Origin of the sequence: Streptomyces sp. NPDC057307 (assembly GCF_042667665.1) — a bacterium.
Lineage (GTDB): Bacteria > Actinomycetota > Actinomycetes > Streptomycetales > Streptomycetaceae > Streptomyces.
Genome location: NZ_JBHUZM010000084.1, coordinates 16,106 through 32,694, shown reverse-complemented (window position 1 = coordinate 32,694; position 16,589 = coordinate 16,106). Strand labels below are relative to the sequence as shown.

At 71.6% G+C, this 16,589-nt stretch carries 14 protein-coding genes and 1 tRNA gene; 9 read left to right on the top strand and 6 right to left on the bottom strand.

Annotated features, from left to right (window positions below):
* Positions 1 to 56: 56 nt before the first annotated feature.
* Positions 57 to 1,859 (bottom strand): S9 family peptidase, encoded by a 1,803-nt coding sequence (locus tag ACFUN8_RS24990; protein ID WP_383641648.1) that lies wholly within the window; start codon positions 1,857 to 1,859, stop codon positions 57 to 59.
* A gap of 423 nt (positions 1,860 to 2,282) precedes the next feature.
* Here ACFUN8_RS24990 and ACFUN8_RS24985 point away from each other — a divergent pair, with 423 nt between their 5' ends.
* Positions 2,283 to 3,194 (top strand): alpha/beta hydrolase, encoded by a 912-nt coding sequence (locus tag ACFUN8_RS24985; RefSeq protein WP_383641645.1) that lies wholly within the window; start codon positions 2,283 to 2,285, stop codon positions 3,192 to 3,194.
* Here ACFUN8_RS24985 and ACFUN8_RS24980 read toward each other — a convergent pair.
* Complete coding sequence (locus tag ACFUN8_RS24980) at positions 3,130 to 3,783, bottom strand: TetR/AcrR family transcriptional regulator (protein WP_383641642.1); 654 nt, start codon at positions 3,781 to 3,783, stop codon at positions 3,130 to 3,132. The genes ACFUN8_RS24985 and ACFUN8_RS24980 overlap by 65 nt on opposite strands.
* A gap of 101 nt (positions 3,784 to 3,884) precedes the next feature.
* On the opposite strand from ACFUN8_RS24980, the gene ACFUN8_RS24975 reads away from it, so the two are divergent.
* From ACFUN8_RS24975 to ACFUN8_RS24965, 3 genes are read left to right on the top strand one after another with little or no spacing between them, the layout of a single operon-like run.
* Positions 3,885 to 4,289 carry a nuclear transport factor 2 family protein gene (locus ACFUN8_RS24975; RefSeq protein WP_383641639.1) on the top strand — a complete coding sequence of 135 codons (405 nt, stop codon included), beginning with the start codon at positions 3,885 to 3,887 and terminating at the stop codon, positions 4,287 to 4,289.
* Positions 4,286 to 5,116 (top strand): SDR family NAD(P)-dependent oxidoreductase, encoded by an 831-nt coding sequence (locus ACFUN8_RS24970; RefSeq protein ID WP_383641636.1) that lies wholly within the window; start codon positions 4,286 to 4,288, stop codon positions 5,114 to 5,116. The genes ACFUN8_RS24975 and ACFUN8_RS24970 overlap by 4 nt, the downstream gene beginning before the upstream one ends.
* Positions 5,117 to 5,153: 37 nt before the next feature.
* Positions 5,154 to 6,311 (top strand): serine hydrolase domain-containing protein, encoded by a 1,158-nt coding sequence (locus ACFUN8_RS24965; RefSeq protein WP_383641633.1) that lies wholly within the window; start codon positions 5,154 to 5,156, stop codon positions 6,309 to 6,311.
* Between the two features lie 45 nt (positions 6,312 to 6,356).
* Here the strand turns inward: ACFUN8_RS24965 and ACFUN8_RS24960 are convergent, their stop codons facing one another.
* A complete protein-coding gene (locus ACFUN8_RS24960) occupies positions 6,357 to 6,536 on the bottom strand; it encodes a hypothetical protein (RefSeq protein ID WP_383641630.1) in 180 nt (59 codons plus the stop codon).
* Between the two features lie 109 nt (positions 6,537 to 6,645).
* Between ACFUN8_RS24960 and ACFUN8_RS24955 the strand changes: the two genes are divergently transcribed.
* The 4 genes from ACFUN8_RS24955 (at position 6,646) to ACFUN8_RS24940 (ending at position 13,526) form a co-directional block, all read left to right on the top strand.
* On the top strand, positions 6,646 to 7,215 hold the full coding sequence (locus ACFUN8_RS24955) for a flavoprotein (protein WP_383641627.1): 570 nt from the start codon (positions 6,646 to 6,648) through the stop codon (positions 7,213 to 7,215).
* A gap of 323 nt (positions 7,216 to 7,538) precedes the next feature.
* Positions 7,539 to 8,414 (top strand): hypothetical protein, encoded by an 876-nt coding sequence (locus tag ACFUN8_RS24950; protein ID WP_383641625.1) that lies wholly within the window; start codon positions 7,539 to 7,541, stop codon positions 8,412 to 8,414.
* Positions 8,415 to 8,624: 210 nt separating this feature from the next.
* Entirely contained in the window at positions 8,625 to 10,553 is a 1,929-nt protein-coding gene (locus ACFUN8_RS24945; RefSeq protein ID WP_383641622.1) for an HSP90 family protein, read from the top strand.
* On the top strand, positions 10,554 to 13,526 hold the full coding sequence (locus tag ACFUN8_RS24940; RefSeq protein WP_383641620.1) for a tetratricopeptide repeat protein: 2,973 nt from the start codon (positions 10,554 to 10,556) through the stop codon (positions 13,524 to 13,526).
* A 269-nt stretch (positions 13,527 to 13,795) separates the two neighbouring features.
* Here the strand turns inward: ACFUN8_RS24940 and ACFUN8_RS24935 are convergent, their stop codons facing one another.
* From ACFUN8_RS24935 to ACFUN8_RS24925, 3 genes are all read right to left on the bottom strand, one after another.
* Positions 13,796 to 14,629 carry a PIG-L family deacetylase gene (locus tag ACFUN8_RS24935; RefSeq protein ID WP_383641617.1) on the bottom strand — a complete coding sequence of 278 codons (834 nt, stop codon included), beginning with the start codon at positions 14,627 to 14,629 and terminating at the stop codon, positions 13,796 to 13,798.
* Between the two features lie 260 nt (positions 14,630 to 14,889).
* Positions 14,890 to 14,963, bottom strand: a tRNA-Pro gene (locus tag ACFUN8_RS24930).
* 107 nt (positions 14,964 to 15,070) lie between these two features.
* The gene (locus ACFUN8_RS24925) at positions 15,071 to 16,009 is read right to left on the bottom strand and encodes a metallophosphoesterase (protein WP_383641615.1); all 939 of its coding nucleotides are present in this window, start codon (positions 16,007 to 16,009) and stop codon (positions 15,071 to 15,073) included.
* Positions 16,010 to 16,107: 98 nt separating this feature from the next.
* Between ACFUN8_RS24925 and ACFUN8_RS24920 the strand changes: the two genes are divergently transcribed.
* On the top strand, positions 16,108 to 16,575 hold the full coding sequence (locus tag ACFUN8_RS24920; RefSeq protein WP_382564657.1) for a GatB/YqeY domain-containing protein: 468 nt from the start codon (positions 16,108 to 16,110) through the stop codon (positions 16,573 to 16,575).
* Positions 16,576 to 16,589: the final 14 nt, after the last annotated feature.

Sequence of the window (16,589 nt, the reverse complement as noted above, 5' to 3'; positions counted from 1 at the left end):
CCGCACATGCGGCCGTCCGGCGATCGGGGACCCGGAAGCGGGCCCCCGGCGAACGCCTACCGAATGTGCCGCTCCGCGAAGTCCAGCTCCAGGGCGACCTGCTTGATCCGCTCCTCGACCACCAGGGAGCCGTGGCCCGCGTCGTACCGGTACACCTCGTGCGGCGCGCCGCGTGCCGACAGGCGGTCGACGTAGTTCTCCACCTGCTGGATCGGGCAGCGCGGGTCGTTCAGGCCGGCCGAGATGTAGACCGGCGCGCGTACCGCGTCGACGTACGTCAGCGGTGACGACGCCTCGTACCGCTCCGGGACCTCCTCCGGCGTCCCCCCGAGCAGCGTGCGGTCCATGGACTTCAGCGCCTCCATCTCGTCGTGGTACGCGGTGACGTAGTCGGCCACCGGTACGGCCGCCACCCCCACCGCCCACGCGTCCGGCTGGGTGCCGAGGCCGAGCAGCGTCAGATAGCCGCCCCACGAGCCGCCGGAGAGCACGAGCTTCGCCGGGTCCGCGAGACCCGACGACACCGCCCACTCGCGCACGGCCGCGATGTCCTCCAGCTCGATCAGGCCGACGCGGTGCTTGAGCGCGTCCGTCCACTCGCGGCCGTAACCCGTGGAGCCGCGGTAGTTGACCCGTACGACCGCGTAACCGTGGTCCACCCAGGCCGCGGGCCCCGCCGCGAAGGAGTCCCGGTCGTGCGCGGTCGGCCCACCGTGGATCTCGAAGACCGTCGGGAACGGACCCTCGCCCGCGGGCCGCTGCACCAGCGCGTGGATACGGCCGCCGGGCCCGTCCACCCACACGTCCGTGACCGGCACCGACCCGGGCGCCTTCGCCCCCGGCGGGTCCAGCACGACCTCGCCCGACGTGGACCGCACCACCGGCGGGCGGGCCGCCGACGACCACAGGTACTCCACCGAGCCGTCGGGCCTGGCCGTCGCCCCCGACACCGTCCCGGCGGGGGTCTCGACCTCGATCAGCTCGCGCCGCGCGAAGTCGTAGCGCCGCAGCTCGCTGCGCGCCTCGAAGCTGTGCACGATCAGCAGCGCGGACCCGTCCGGATACCACTCGGCCGATACGTCTCCGGGCAGCTCGATCGCCAGATCGGTCTCCTCGCCCGTCGCCACGTCCCACACGATCGGCTCCCAGCGGCCGCGCCGCTGGTGCCCGACGAGGAGGCGGGTGTCGCCGTCGACCGGGGCGAAACCGAGGACGGACAGGCCGAGTTCGAGCGCGCCGCCCTTGGTGTCGTCCAGCTCGGCGACCGTCGTACCGTCGAGGCGGACCACGCGCAGCGCGGAGTGCATCGCGTCGCCGTGCTCGGTGTGCTCGACGGCGATGAGCGTCCCGTCGTGCGACAGGTCGCCGACGCCGGCCGACTCGCGGTGCCGGTAGATCTCGACGGGGGTGCCGCCGGGCGGCAGGACATGGATCGTGGAGCCGTCCTCGTCGGTCGAGCAGCCGACGACCGCCGTCCCGTCACGACCGAGGGCGAGCCCGCTCGGGTACGCCGGCGCGATGCCGGGCGCCGCGTCCTCGTCGGGGCCACCGCCGAACGGCTGCCGCTTCCAGACGCCGAACTCGTCGCCGTCGGTGTCGCTGAACCACCAGATCGACCGGCCGTCGGGAGTCAGCACGCCGTCCGTGGTGCCGTTGGGGCGGTCGGTGACCTGACGCTGGGCGCCGGTGGTGCGGTCCCACGCGTACAGCTCGTACGTCCCCGTCGCGTTGGACACGAACAGCGAACGGTCGGGCGCGTCCTCGGCCCAGTCGGGGAGCGAGACGCGGGGCGCCCGGAAACGCTTCTCCCAGTCGGGGGCCGAGGCGTTGTGCGGCTCGTGATCGTTCTTCTCAGTCATGCGCCCCATTCTGCTGCTTGCGGCCCCGCCGTTCAGGGCGTCCGGGCAGGAGACCGGCCCAGCTCGGCCGGTGCGAGGTCGAGGGGTCGGCCGTCGTGCGGTCGGCCGTCACGCCGTCGGCCGTCACGCCGTCTGCCGTTGGCGGTCGGTCGTCACGCGGCGACGTCCGCGCGGGCGTCCTTGCGGGCTTCCTCGCCGGCGTTCTTGTCGGGCCGAGGGCGGCGCCTGGGCGAAGTCGCAATCCCCCGCGAGGAGTTGGTGGTCGATGAGACTGTCCAGCTCGTCCTTGAACTCCTGATTGGGCCCCATGGGTGCCTGTCGCCTTCCGTCGAGTCATCAGCACGACCGTACGTTCAGTTCGCCAAGAAAACTAGCCGAACGATCGTGCTAATGTCTCGACACTCGACTTGAGGAGTACGTGGCATGGACCTCACCACCACAGCTGTCCGTACGGCCCTGAACAGCACGTCCTACGTGTCAGCGGGCCTCGCCGGCCGGGCCGTCTTCCGCCTCTTCCGGACGCCGCGCGGCCGCAGCCGGCTCCGGCCCGACGAGCGTCCCGTGATGGAGCGGGCCGAGGTGGGCGAGGTCGTCGTCGGCGGGGAGAAGGCCGTCAGTTACCGGTGGGGGACGGGCGAACGCCCGGTGCTGCTGGTGCACGGCTGGGAGTCGCGCGGCTCGCGCTTCGCCGCGCTGGTCTCCGAACTGCTGGACCTCGGCCTCAGCCCGGTCGCCTTCGACGCGCCCGGCCACGGCGAAGGCGCCGGCGAGAGCATGACGATCGTCGATCTGTGCGACATCGCCTGGGCGCTGGACGACGAGCACGGACCGTTCGAGATGGTCGTGGCGCACTCCCTCGGGGTCACCGCGACGTTCCTCGCGCTCCGGGACGGCGCCCTGCGGGCGGAGCGCGTCGTGGCGATCAGCGGGGTGCCCGACTTCGGGTATCTGGTGGACGGGTTCTGCGCGCGCCTGGGGTTGCGGGCGCGGCTGAACACCGAGCTTCGGAGTCGTATCGAACGGGAGTTGTTCCCCGGCGAGGGGGACATCTGGTCGCGGTTCGCGGTCCCGCGCGCTCTCGCCGAGGTGGGCCGGCCGCTGTCGGTGCTGGTCGTCCACGACGAGGACGACGACATGGTCGATCCGGCCCATTCACGCGCCCTCGCCGACACGTTGGGCGATCGGGCGGACCTGGTCGTCACGCGGGGGCTGGGCCACCGGCGGATACTCGGCGACCCGCAAGTCGTGGCGTCCGTAAGGGACTTCGTGGTCAGGGAGCGGGCGGTACGAGCGCCGGCCCGGCCGGATCCGTCGCCACAGCCCGCAGCCGGTTGAGGACTGCCTTGGCGGCCTTGGCGTAGCAGCTGAAGTCGTCGTGCAGGACGGACTCGGCGTTGGCGCCTTCGAGGAGCGACACGATCTCGAAGGTGAGCTGGGGGACGTCGGCGTCGGCCGCGACCTCGCCCGCCTGCTTGGCGTCCTCGATGTTCTGCCCCACGAACGCGGTCCAGTCGAGGCGCGCCCGCGCGACGGCGTCGTGGACCTTGCCCTCGCGTGCGTCGTACTCGGCCGAGACCGAGTAGAAGAAGCAGCCGCCGGGGAAGACCCGGCTCTCGGAGTACGTGAGCCAGCCGTCGCACAGCCGCCGCACCCGGGCGAGCCCGGCGGGCAGGTCCAGGACGGGCCGGACGACATGGTCGACGTACACCTCGGCGGCGGCGCGCACGGTGGCGAGCTGAAGCTCCTCCTTGGACCCGAACAGGGCGAACACCCCGCTCTTGCTCAGCTCCAGCTCCCCGGCCAGCCGGCCGAGCGACAGGGCGCCGAGACCTTCGACCGAGGCGATCCGGACGGTCTGCTTCAGGATCAGTTGGCGGGTCTGGTTCCCGCGCGCGATGCGTCCGTCGGTGCTCGTAGCTGTCACACGCCCAGTGTACTAAGCGAACGACCGTGCGGTCATTGCTCGCGTCGTGGGCAGGCTCTGCACGACGGCCGATTGTCAGTGGCGCGGTGCAGACTCTGGGTATGACCGAGCTTCGGAGAACGGTGGAGACGTACTGGGCCGCCGCGGACGCCCGCGACTGGACGACGTTCGCGGGCACCCTCGCGGACGATGTCGTCTACGAGCTGCCGCAGACGCGCGAGCGGATTCGCGGCAAGGAGCCGTATCTGCGCTTCAACCAGGAGTATCCGGGGGACTGGCGGGTGCGTACGGAACGGATCGTGGCCGATCCGGACGCCCGGCAGGTGGTGACGTGGCTGCGTGTCACGGTGGGCGCGGGCGAGGGGGAGGAAGTGGTGGAGGAGATGTCCGCGGTCAGTTTCTTCACGGGCGACGCCGAGGGCCGGATAGCGGCGGTCACGGACTTCTGGCCGGAGCCGTACGAGCCTCCGGCGGGCCGCGAGCATCTGGTGGAGCGTTACCGATGACCGAACTCGTGGGTGGTGGGGGCGGTGCGGGTGGCGTGGGCGGGGGCTCACGTCGCGTGGCCGTGGCCGTGGTGACAGGAGTGGCGCAGGGCATCGGCCGCCGGGTGGCCGAGGTCCTGGCGGCGGAGGGATACGCGCTGGTCCTGGCCGACATCGTGGACCCGGTCGACACCCTCGCCGCCGTCCGCGCGGCCGGGGCGGACGCCGTGGCCGTGGTCGGGGACGTCGCGTCGGAGGCGTACGTGACCGGGCTCGCCGCCCAGGTCCATGAGCGCTTCGGTCATGCGGACGTGCTCGTCAACAACGCGGGAGTCTCCCTGCTCGTCCCGGCCGAGGAGACCACGGCCGACCAGTGGCGGCGCGTCCTGGACGTCAATCTCACCGGGCCGTTCCTGCTGTCCCGCGCGGTGGGCCGGCTGATGCTCGACGCGGGCGGCGGCTCGATCGTCAACATCGCGTCGATCGCCGGACTGCACGGCGTCTCCGACCGCGCGGCGTACAACGCGAGCAAGCACGGCCTGATCGGCCTCACGCGCACGCTGGCGGGGGAGTGGGGAGGCAGGGGAGTACGGGTCAACGCGGTCTGCCCCGGGTGGGTGAAGACGGAGATGGACGCCGCCGACCAGGCGTCCGGCGGCTACACGGACGAGGACATCGAGGAACGGGTACCGATGGGGCGGTTCGCCGCGCCGGACGATATCGCCCAGGCGGTAGCGTTCCTGGCGGATCCGGCGCGGAGCGGTTTCGTGAACGGTGCCGCGCTGCCGGTCGACGGCGGCTGGACGGCCGACGCGAGCTGGACGTCGCTGCGCCTGCGCAAGCGCTGAAGCCCGACGGCCGGGGACAAGGACGAGGTGATCTGTCATGGCGGCGGGCGACGCGACCGGCCTGCGGGCCCTGCTCACGACGCATGTGAGCGCGGGCCCACTGCCGGGCGCCGTGGCCCTGGTGGCCCGGGGCGACCGGATCGAGGCGGCGGCGGTCGGCTCGGCCGACGCCGCCGGCACCACACCCCTGACCAGGGACTCGATCTTCCGTATCGCCTCGATCACCAAGCCGGTCGTCGCCGCGGCGGTCATGACGCTGGTCGAGGAAGGCCGTATCGCGCTGGACGCCCCCGTCGACGAGTGGCTGCCCGAGCTGGCGTCACCCATGGTCGTACGGACACCCGCCGGCCCCGTGGACGACGTGGTCCCGGCCGTCAGGCCGATCACGGTCTTCGATCTGCTCACCTTCCGCTCCGGGCACGGCTTCCCGTCCGACTTCTCGCTGCCCGCGGTGGCGCCGCTGTTCGGTGAGTTGAAGCAGGGGCCGCCGCAGCCGCAGGCCGTCCCGGCGCCGGACGCGTGGATGGCGGCGCTGTCCCGTATCCCGCTGCTGTGCCAGCCGGGCGACAACTGGCTGTACAACCTCGGGTCGGACATCCTGGGCGTGCTGATCGCGAGGGTCACGGGCGTGACGCTGCCGGACTTCCTCGCGGAGCGGGTGTTCGAACCGCTCGGCATGGTGGACACGGGCTTCGAGGTGCCGGCCGGAAAGCGCGACCGGCTGCCGTACTACTACCGGAAGGGCGAGGCGGGCGGCCTCGAACTGATCGACCCGCCCGACGGCCAGTGGAGCACGGTGCCCCCGTTCCCGTCCGGCGCCGGCGGCCTGGTGTCGACCGTCGACGACTGGTACGCGTTCGCTCGGATGCTCCTCGCGGACGGCACGGCGGGCGGGCGGACGCTGCTGTCACCCGCCTCCGTCAGGCAGATGACGACGGACCACCTCACCGAGCCCCAGCGCGAGGCGGGGGCGCTGTTCCTGGAGGGGCAGGGCTGGGGCTTCGGAGGCTCGGTGGATGTCCGGAACGTCGACCCCTGGAACGTCCCCGGCCGCTACGGCTGGGTCGGCGGCACCGGGACGGCGGCCCACATCACGCCGTCCACGGGCCTGGTGACCATCCTGCTCACGCAGTTGGAGGCGGAGGGCCCGGTCCCGTCGACCCTGCTGCGCGACTTCTGGCGCTTCGCGGCGTAACCACCGGGCGCGGACGCGGGGCACGGGGCGCGGGTACCGACGGGGTCAGCGCCGCCGGCCACGCCGTGCCTGTACCGCGGCACCGACGCCGGCCAGGTGCAGGGCGGCGAGGGTGAGTCCGACGAGGGTGAGACTCGTCGTACCGAAGATGACGTCGGTCGACGTCTCGGTGGCGTTGATGATGAAGGCGATGAAAAAGACCACAGCCGCCGCTATTGCGAGCATTTGCTCTCTCCTGCCGGTGTACGACCAACCCCGCCCGGAATGACGGCGGTTGCGACGTTGCCGACCGTGTGCCCCGGAAGGGCGCCCCCAGTCCTGCGAGACTGTGCCGATGAGCGAAGCGCGTACGCCCCGGGGCGTCCTGGGAGTGGTGGCGTCGGCGGCCGGCGGGGTGGATTCCCTCCGCACCGGCCTGGTCGAACCGGCGATGGCCCGCGGCTGGCGGGTGGCGGTCACGCTGACCCCGACGGCGGGCCGCTGGCTCCGGGCGAGCGGCGAGTGGACCCGCCTGGAAACCCTGACCGGCCTCCCGGTCCGCGACCACCCCCGCCTCCCCACCGAGCCCCGCCCGCACCCCCCGGCGGACTGCTACGTCGCTGCCCCGGCAACGGCCAACACGGTGGCCAAACTCGCCCTGGGCATAGCCGACAACCAGGCCCTCACCCACCTCACGGAAGCCCTGGGCACCCCCGACCTCCCGGTGATCGTCTTCCCCCACATCAACGCATCCCACGCCCGCCACCCCGCCTGGCCCACCCACCTCACCCACCTCACCCAGTCAGGCGCCCACCTGATCCAGGGCCCCGAGTTCTGGCCCCTCCACGAACCCCAAGCGGACCCACCGTCCCGCGAACTCCCCTGGGAGGCGATCCTGCGGGCTGTGGACAGCGCGACGGCCTGACGGCGTGACGGCCCGGCTGCCCTGACGGCCTGGCTGCCCCGACGGCTTGACTGCCCTGATGCCTTCTGACGGCCTGACTGCCTGATTGCCTGACGCAACGTCCCCAGACGGGCGGTTCGTGCGCCGCACCCCGGGACCGGATAGTTCGTGGTGCTCTGTCAGTGGGACGTGATAATCACTTCCCAGGGGATATTGATCTGCGGCCGTTGCCCAGGGGGGCGCGACGTATCAGGCATGAGGGGGCCGTTGTGGGCTTGTTCGGGCGTTTTTCCAGACCCGCGCCGCGTCTGGACGCGGACAGGTGGGATCCGGATCTGGCGCGGATGCGCGCCGCCGCGACGAGTCGGGACTGGGCCGCGCTGCGGGAGCGGTTGGGCGCGATACCCGACGGGCAGGAGCGCACCTGGCTGTTGGGGGCGGTCGCGGATGTCGAAGGGATCGAGCGGTGGATCCCGGCGGTGATCGAGGCGGAGCCGGAGTCGACACTCGCGTTGCTCGTGTCCGGTGCCCGCAGGGTGAGTTGGGCGTGGGAGGCGCGGAGCGCGTTGCGGGCGATGCATGTGTCGCGGGATCAGTTCAAGACCTTCCACGAGCGGTTGCGCGTCGCCGAGGATGAGTTGTACGAGGTGGCGGAGCGTGAGCCGGACTGGGTCGCGCCGTGGTACTTCCTCCAGATGGCCGGGCGCGGGCTCCAGGTCGGGCAGGAGGCCGCCCGGCTCCGTTTCGAGGCGGCCGTCAGCCGCTGTCCCGGGCATCTGGGGGCGCACGAGCAGCAGTTGCAGCAGGTGTGCGCCAAGTGGAGCGGGTCGCAGGAGGAGATGCACGGCTTCGCCCGTACGTCGATGCTGAAAAGCCCCGAGGGCAGCCCCCTCGGTGAACTCGTCGCGCTCGCGCACCTGGAGCACTGGCTCGACCTCGACGGGGGCGAGGACAGGGCGTACATACGGCGCCCCGATGTCGTCGCCGAACTGCACGAGGCCGCTGACCGCTCCGTACGGCACCCCGCCTACGAGCGTCCGCGCGACTGGATCCCCACCTTCAACACCTTCGCCATGGCCTTCTCGCTGGCCGGTGAGAAGAAGGCGGCGGCGGAATTCTTCAACGCCCTGGAGGGGCGTGTCACGAATTTCCCCTGGCAGTACATCAGCAATGACGCGACGAAAGCTTTCGGCAAGTGGCGTGACAAGGCCGGCAGTTGAACGCGCGTCACGGCTGATCGCGCGTCACGGTTGAACGCGGGCCATGGCTGATCGCGCGCGACGACGACCCTGAGCCGGTTCGCTGAGCTGGTCGGTCCGCCGAGCCCCGCCCGCTTGCCGGCTCACCCGCCCAGGGCCGTACTCGCCCCCGGCCACCCTCCACCTCCCACCACCTCCCGACCCTCACCCCTCGCCAAGGAAGCCTCCCAGGTGCCCAGTTCCGAGACGTCCCGCACGTCGCACACGTCCCACACCTTCCAGGTCGATCTACGCGGTCTGGTGGACCTGTTGTCCCACCACCTCTACTCCAGCCCCCGCGTCTACCTCCGCGAGCTGCTCCAGAACGCCACCGACGCGATCACCGCCCGCCAGGCCCGCTTCCCCGGCGCCCCCGCCACCATCACCGTCCGCACCGGTGACACCCTCACCGTGACCGACACCGGCATCGGGCTGTCCGAGGCCGACGTGCACACCTTCCTGGCCACCATCGGCCGCAGCTCCAAGCGCGCCGCCGAGGGCGAACTCGAAGCCGCGCGCGGGGACTTCATCGGTCAGTTCGGGATCGGGCTGCTGGCCTGCTTCGTGGTCGCCGACGAGATCACCGTCGTCAGCCGGTCCGCCGCCCACCCCGACGCCCTCGTCGTGGAGTGGCGCGGCCACTCGGACGGCCGGTACACCATCCGTACGCTGCCGTCGCACGAGCACCCGGAGCCCGGCACCACCGTACGGCTGACGCCCCGCGCGGACGGCACCGAGTGGACCCGCCCCGACCAAGTGACCGCGCTGGCAAGGCATTACGGCGGGCTGCTGCCGTACGAGGTCACCGTCGTCGACCCCGGCGGCGACCACGACCGGATCAACGACACACCTCCTTGGGAGCGCCGGCACGGATCCCCGCTCGCCCGCCGCGACGCGCTGGCCGAGCACTGCCGTACGACCTTCGGTTTCGTCCCGCTCGACACCATCGACCTCGACCTCCCGGCGGCCGGTCTGCGCGGTGTCGCGTACGTGCTGCCCACGGCCGTCAGCCCCTCCGAGCGCGCGGGCCATCGCGTACACCTCAAGGGCATGCTGCTCTCCGACCGCGCGACCGAACTGCTGCCGGAGTGGGCGTTCTTCGTCCGTTGCGTCGTGGACGCCACCAGCCTGCGGCCGACGGCCTCCCGCGAGGCGCTGTACGAGGACGAGACGCTGGCCGCCATCCGGGACGCGCTCGGCGCCCGTATCCGCGACTGGCTCACCGGGCTGGCCGCCAGCGATCCCACCCTCCTGCACCGGTTCATCGACACCCACCATCTCGCCGTCAAGGCCCTGGCCCGCTACGACGACGAACTGCTGCGGATGCTGCTGCCCTGGCTGCCGTTCGAGACGACCGACGGCAACGTCACGCTGGAGGAGTTCGCCCGCGCCCACCCCACGATCCTGGTCACTCGCAGCGTCGAGGAGTTCCGGCAGGTGGCGCCCATCGCCGCGGCGGCCGGCCTGGGTGTCGTCAACGGCGGCTACACCTACGACCGGGACCTGGTGCACCGCCTCCCCGAGATCCGGCCCGGCACCACCGTCACCGACCTGGACCCCGCGACCGTCACCGCGCACCTCGACTCGGTCGACCCGTCCGCCGAGTTGGCCGCGGCGGCGTTCCTCGCCATCGCGCGTGAGGTGATCGGCGCGTACGACTGCGACGTCGTCCTGCGCAGCTTCCACCCCGTAACGGCCCCCGCCCTGCTGCTGGACAACCGGGAGGCCCGCCATGAGCGCACGCGGGCCGGCCTCGCCGAGGGGAGCGACGGGCTGTGGGCCGAGATCCTCGGCTCGCTACGGGCCGAGACGCCCCGCGCGCAGTTGGTCCTCAACCACCTCAACCCGCTCGTACGCCGCGCCGCGACGATCAACGAGCGCGGGCTGGCCGTCACCGCCGTCGAGGCGCTGTACGGGCAGGCCCTCCTGATGACCCGCCGCCCTCTCCGGGCGGCGGAGAGCGCGCTGCTCAACCGGGCCTTCATCGGCCTCCTCACCCACGCCATGCACGACCAGGGCACCGCGCCCGACCAGGGCACCACCGGCGATACGAGCACCACCCGCGAGCAGGGCACCACCCCCGACCAGGGCCCCGCGCCCGAGCCCCGGAAGGAGCAGTAGATGCTGGAGACCCCGGAGGCCGTTCTCGACGCGCTGCGCGAGAACAACGACCGCCCCTACGGCCTGCCCCGCACCGTGACGGCGGAGGAACTGGTCGAAGCGGCAGAGCAGTTCGAGGAGGCCGATCTCCTCGTAACGGCGCTGCTGGAGCTGATGTCCGCGTACGAGTACTCCGGCGAGCACCGCAAAGCACCGGTCGTCTTCGCGCGCATCCTGAAGCTGAAGGACGACAAGCCCGACGCGTTCAACGAGTGGGAGGCGAACCAGGTCCTCTGGCGCTTCAAGTGGGTCACGACGTCGCTGCTCCAGGTGCCCGAGGTCCCGCTGGGCGCGATCCGCGGATGGACGGACCAGATGCGCGACCGCTACCGCGAGGCGGGACACGGCATGCAGCCGGTGGCCGCCATGCGCCACCGGATCGCCGCGCACATCGGATCCGGCCGCTCGGCGTACGACCTGTGGGTGACCCGGCCCCGCGAGGGGATGAGCGACTGCGAGGCGTGCGAGACCCGGCACCGGGCCCTGCACCACGTGCGTTCCGGCGACGAGCGGCGTGCGCTGGACATCTGGCAGCCGGTCTTCGACGGCGGGCAGACGTGCGCGGAGGAACCGTACGTCAGCCAGGCACACGCGCTGCTGCCACTGCTGCGCCTGGGCCGGGTCGACGAGGCGCGCTCGCACCATCTGACCGGCTACCGGTTCGCCCGGGGCAAGACGGGCATGGCCGAAGAGGTGGGCCTGCACATCGAGTTCAGCGCGCTGTCCCGCAACGAGGGCCGGGGCGTGGAGATCCTCGCGGAGAACCGCGCCCTCTTCGAGACCACCGGCGCCCCGCTCTCCCTGCTCGGTTTCCTCACCGGGGTGGAGGTGCTGCTGACGCGCCTGGTCGCGGACGGGTACGCCACGACGACCGTCGCCGGTCCGCTCGGGCGGAGTTGGACGGCGGAAAGTCTGCTGGCCCACGTGGGCGGGGAGTCGGACGCCCTGGTGACGGCCTTCGACGCGCGGAACGGTACGACGGCGGTCGGTGACCGGCGTCGGGAGCGGCTGGCGCAGCCGGCGCTGCTGGCCGAGCCGCTGCCGTTGGGGCTGCGGACGGCGGCGACGGCGAGCGCGACTGTGCCTGTTATTGCCGCCGCGCCGGTCTCCGCACGGGAGATACCGGACGGCTTCGTGGCGCTGGTGACCCGGGCCAGGGAGATGGCGGCCGACGGCCACCCGGGCGACACGGCGCTGTGGGAGCGGATCGCCGAACGCGTGGCGGCCGATGACCACGTACACGATCCGCGGCTGGGCACGGAGGCCCGGCTGCGGGCCGAACTGGCCGAGCAGCGCGGGTTCGCCGAGTACGAGAAGGAGCGGTGGGCCGAGGCGAGCGCGGCCATGGCCGAAGCGGCCGAGATCTACGAGCGGGAGGCCGAACTGCCGTGGTACGCGCTGGCGGCGCGGGCTCGCGTCAGGTCGTTCGAGTGGCGCTCGGCGGAGGAGAGCGGCGACTTCCCGGAGTGGTCGGTGCTCGACGAGTTGCTGCACGAGGCCGAAAAACTGCTGACGGCTGATCCGGCGACGGATACGGATACGGAGGGTCCTCGTACGAAGGACGCCCTGGCGAAATACCTGACGGTGCTCGGGTGCCGGGCCTTCGCCGCCCACGCGGAGGCGGTGGCGGAACTGCCCGACGTCTCCGCACCGACGCGTGAGAGGTTCGACGCCGCGGTGGCCGCCGCGCTGTCGGAGGCGGACCGGTTCGATATCCCGCACCTGGGCGTCGGCGTACGCAGATACACCGCCGACCTCGCGGCCCGCGGCGGCAGACCGGACGAGGCGGTCGCGGAGCTGCGCGCCGCCCTGAGCGCCCTTGAGGCGAGCGGCACACCCTGGCGGGCGCCACGGCTGGAGGCCCAGCTGGGCCAGATCCTGCTCCAGCAGGACAAGCCCGAGGAGGCGATGGCGGCGGTACGGCAGGCCATGGCCGGCGCCGCCCGGTACGACGACACGTCCTTCCCGGTCGCGTTCAGCCACATGCTGCTGGGCCACGCGGCTTCGCACGCCGACGACCTGATTGGCGCGGTGCGGCACCTGTCGGAGGCGGCGGCACGGTTCGACAGGGACGGCGAGGACAACGCGGCGGTGGAGGCCCGTCTCCAACTCGCCGACGTCCTGGGCCGGTCGGGGCAGGAGGCCGACGCGGTCGCGATCCTGGAGTCCATGGTCCTGGACGACGCCTCGGCGTCGCTCGACGAGCGGCTGCTCGCCCAGATACGGCTCAGCCTGGCCCGCGGACTACGGGGGTTGGAGGAGCATCAGGCGTCCGCAGAGCAGTTCGTACGACTCACGGAGGCGACCGCGTCCTGGGACGACCAGGTCACACACATGCTGATCACCGCGGAATCCGCCGTCGCGCTGGCACGGGCGGACCGCTGGGACGCGGCCAACGCCGCGTACGAACGCGCCTTGCGCGCGTACCGCGACGCGACGAACGGGACGGACGCCGGACAGACGGCGGGCCAGGCGGGCCTGATCGCCGAGATGACGCGCGAGTTCGCGGCGCTCACGATGGCATCCGAAGGATCCGACGGCATCGACGCGGCCCTCGCCCACCTCGCCGAGGCGGACCGGATCCGCACCGCAGTCGCGAAGGACGCCGAGGACTTCGTCCACTGGTACGAGACCGGAGCCACCTCCTACCAACGCGCCCGCGCCCTCGCCGCGGCCGAGCGCTTCAGCGAGGCACTGGCGGAGACGGAGCGCGCCATCGCCGCCTACGACGAGGGCGGCGAACAGGGCGAGGCCCCGCGCGCGGAGGCGATCCGCGTCGCCGCGCTGATCGAGGCCAACGGCCTGAACTCCCCCCGGGCGGCGATGACCAGGCTCGCAGCGGCGATCACGCGCTGCGAGGCGGCGGGCCTCGACCACGCGGCGAAGATCCTGACGACCCTCCGCACGGATCTCGCGACGCACGCACAGGGCTGACGTCACATTGCCGAAGGGCCGGGGGCGGGGGAGGTGGCGGGGGCCATCACGTCCCCCGCCCCTCCCCGCCCCGGTCAATCACGCCTGATCACACCCGGTAGGCGAGTCCGCGCGCCGCCCCAGACGCTCTCGAACTCAACCTCCCGAGTGCCCCAGTCGTCGTCGCCCACCTCGAAGCAGAACCAGGTGTCTTCCGTCACCCGCGACAGGGACGCCCGACAGGGACACCCGCCGGATACGGGAACGAGCGCGCCATCGTCTCGGGCTGATCAGCGCAGTCCGGCGAAGAGGTCGTTCTCGGGTACGGCCGCGTCGGTGGTGTCCTTGACGCGTACGAAGGTCTCCATGCCCATCCACTCGCCGAACTTCTCCTTGCCCATCTTGAGGAAGAAGATGTTCTCGCCCTGACTGGCGTGCGCGGCCAGCGAGTCGAACTTCTGATCGCTGAACGCGGTGGTGTCCACCCATGTGGTGATCTCGTCGTCGGGGAGACCGATCTCGGCCATCGCGGCGGCCTCGGCGGGATCCGGCTCGGGCATGTCCTCCCCGAACTCGCGCATGGTCTCGCCGAACCGCCGCATCAACGAGCGGGGCATCGTCGTCCAGTACACCTTCGGTGTCAGATCGACCATCTCCAGCGCCGCCATCGTGATGCGGTTGGCCTGGATGTGGTCGGGGTGGCCGTAGAAGCCGTTCTCGTCGTAGGTGACGACCACATCGGGCCGGTACTGCCGCATGAGCTCCGCGAGCCGGGCTGCGCCTTCCGCCACGGGGGTCCGCCAGAAGGATCCGGGGGCGTCGTTGCTGGGCCAGCCCATCATCCCGGAGTCGGCGTAGTCCAGCATCTCCAGATCGCCGATCTTCAGGACGTCACAGCTCGCCTGGAGCTCCTGACGGCGCATCACGGCGACGGCCGCCGGATCGTGCCCGGGATCACCCGGCTTGACACCCCCCGGCCCATCCCCGCACCCGCCGTCGGTACAGGTCACAAGTACGGTCCGGATGCCTTCCGCCGCATACCGCGCGAGGATCCCTCCGGTTCCGGTGGCCTCGTCATCGGGGTGAGCGTGTACTGCCATGAGCGTCAAAGGCCGGTCAACCATGAGAAACAGTCCCTCTGTAGAAATACGTCTTGGTCCAAGCGCACGGCGGCCAAACACCGGCATCCTGACAGCGCAACCAACCTCACGCCCCCCACCCGCACGCCGCCGGCCCCCGCCCCATGCAACCCCACAGGCCGAACCGCCTGTTCCCGACACAACCGCTCGGCCTCCCCGGCGTCGGATCCGCAAACGATCACCGAAGACGCGGAAAGGGCCTGATCCTCACTGAGGATCAGGCCCTTGACCTGCTGCTTTGGCTGTCGGGGTGGCGGGATTTGAACCCACGACCTCTTCGTCCCGAACGAAGCGCGCTGCCAAGCTGCGCTACACCCCGATGTCGCCCGTCTCGCTGCGACATCGATTACTTTAGCCCACCGGCGCCCGCAGGCGAAATCCGGTTTTGTGCCGTGCAGCGGGCGCCCAGGGCCGGGTGGGCAGGGCTCAGCGGCGGGTGGTGAGGGTCAGGAGCGTGGCCTCCGGGGGGCAGGCGAAGCGGACCGGGGTGTAGCGGTTCGTGCCGCAGCCCGCCGAGACGTGGAGGTATGACGTGTGGCCCCCGGCGTCGTACGTGGAGAGGCCCCGGGCGCGGGCCGTGTCCAGGTCGCAGTTGGTGACCAGGGCCCCGTAGAAGGGGATGCGGAGCTGGCCGCCGTGGGTGTGGCCGCCCAGGATCAGGGGGTAGCCGTCCGACGTGAACGCCTCCAGCATGCGGAGGTACGGGGCGTGGACCACGCCGATGGACAGGTCCGCGTCCTGTTCCGGGCCGCCCGACACCTCCGCGTAGCGGTCGCGCTTGATGTGCGGGTCGTCGACTCCCGTGAAGGCGATCTCGTGGCCGTCGATCTTGAGCCGGCCGCGGGCGTTGGTGAGACCCACCCAGCCCGCCTCGTCGAAGGCGTCGCGCATCGGCTCCCACGGGTTGTGGACGACGTTGACGGCCGGGGCGTTGCCGTTCAGACCGTGTTTGCCCTGGGCCTTCTCGAAGATGTAGCGCGCCGGGTTGCGCAGCGCGGGGCCGTAGTAGTCGTTGGAGCCGAAGACGTAGACGCCCGGGAACTCCATCAGCGGGCCCAGCGCGTCGAGCACCTCCGGTACGCCCTCCGGGTCGGAGAGGTTGTCGCCGGTGTTCACCACGAAGTCCGGGCGCAGGCCGGCCAGTGAGCGGAGCCAGCGCTGTTTCTTGCGCTGGCCGCAGACCATGTGGATGTCGGAGACCTGGAGGACGCGCAACGGTCGCATGCCTTCGGGAAGTACGGGTACGGAGACCCGTCGCAGTCGGAAGGAGCGGGCCTCGAAACCGGCGGCGTAGGCGATGCCGGCCGCGCCGACGGCCGCGATTCCTGCGGTGACTTTCAGGGGGATTCCGTAGCGTGCGCGCATGGTGTCATCGTCGCAGACTCGGGCCGCCCGCCCGGGCGCACCCCGGGGCCCCGGAAACTGAACGGCGGGCCGTGGGCCGTACCTGACACACTGTCCGCATGACCACGCTCAAGTCCAAGCTGCACGACGACCTCATCGCCGCGATCAGGGCACGCGACGAGCTGCGCTCCGCCACCCTCCGGCTGACCCTCGCCGCGATCTCCAAGGAAGAGGTCTCCGGCAAGTCGGCGCGCGAGCTCTCCGACGACGAGGTGCAGAAGGTGATCGCCAAGGAGGCCAAGAAGCGCCGTGAGGCGGCCGAGGCCTTTGCGCAGGGCGGGCGGGCCGAGCAGGCCGAGCGGGAGAAGGCGGAGGGTGTGCTGCTCGACGCGTATCTGCCGCAGCAGCTGACCGACGACGAGCTGGGCGCGATCGTCACGCAGGCCGTGGGCGAGGCGAAGGCCGCCGGCGCCGAGGGGCCGCGTGCGATGGGCGCCGTCATGAAGATCGTCGGCCCGAAGGTCGCCGGCCGTGCCGACGGCGGTCGCGTCGCCGCCGCCGTCAAGCGGAGCCTCGCCGCCGGCTGATCCGCCGGTAGGTG

Excerpts from the sequence above, each read along its gene's own strand:
- ACFUN8_RS24990 (WP_383641648.1), bottom strand. The coding sequence starts at position 1,859 with ATGACTGAGAAGAACGATCACGAGCCGCACAACGCCTCGGCCCCCGAC.
- ACFUN8_RS24985 (WP_383641645.1), top strand. The coding sequence starts at position 2,283 with ATGGACCTCACCACCACAGCTGTCCGTACGGCCCTGAACAGCACGTCC.
- ACFUN8_RS24975 (WP_383641639.1), top strand. The coding sequence starts at position 3,885 with ATGACCGAGCTTCGGAGAACGGTGGAGACGTACTGGGCCGCCGCGGAC.
- ACFUN8_RS24970 (WP_383641636.1), top strand. The coding sequence starts at position 4,286 with ATGACCGAACTCGTGGGTGGTGGGGGCGGTGCGGGTGGCGTGGGCGGG.
- ACFUN8_RS24965 (WP_383641633.1), top strand. The coding sequence starts at position 5,154 with ATGGCGGCGGGCGACGCGACCGGCCTGCGGGCCCTGCTCACGACGCAT.
- ACFUN8_RS24960 (WP_383641630.1), bottom strand. The coding sequence starts at position 6,536 with ATGCTCGCAATAGCGGCGGCTGTGGTCTTTTTCATCGCCTTCATCATC.
- ACFUN8_RS24955 (WP_383641627.1), top strand. The coding sequence starts at position 6,646 with ATGAGCGAAGCGCGTACGCCCCGGGGCGTCCTGGGAGTGGTGGCGTCG.
- ACFUN8_RS24950 (WP_383641625.1), top strand. The coding sequence starts at position 7,539 with ATGCGCGCCGCCGCGACGAGTCGGGACTGGGCCGCGCTGCGGGAGCGG.
- ACFUN8_RS24940 (WP_383641620.1), top strand. The coding sequence starts at position 10,554 with ATGCTGGAGACCCCGGAGGCCGTTCTCGACGCGCTGCGCGAGAACAAC.
- ACFUN8_RS24935 (WP_383641617.1), bottom strand. The coding sequence starts at position 14,629 with ATGGTTGACCGGCCTTTGACGCTCATGGCAGTACACGCTCACCCCGAT.
- ACFUN8_RS24925 (WP_383641615.1), bottom strand. The coding sequence starts at position 16,009 with ATGCGCGCACGCTACGGAATCCCCCTGAAAGTCACCGCAGGAATCGCG.
- ACFUN8_RS24920 (WP_382564657.1), top strand. The coding sequence starts at position 16,108 with ATGACCACGCTCAAGTCCAAGCTGCACGACGACCTCATCGCCGCGATC.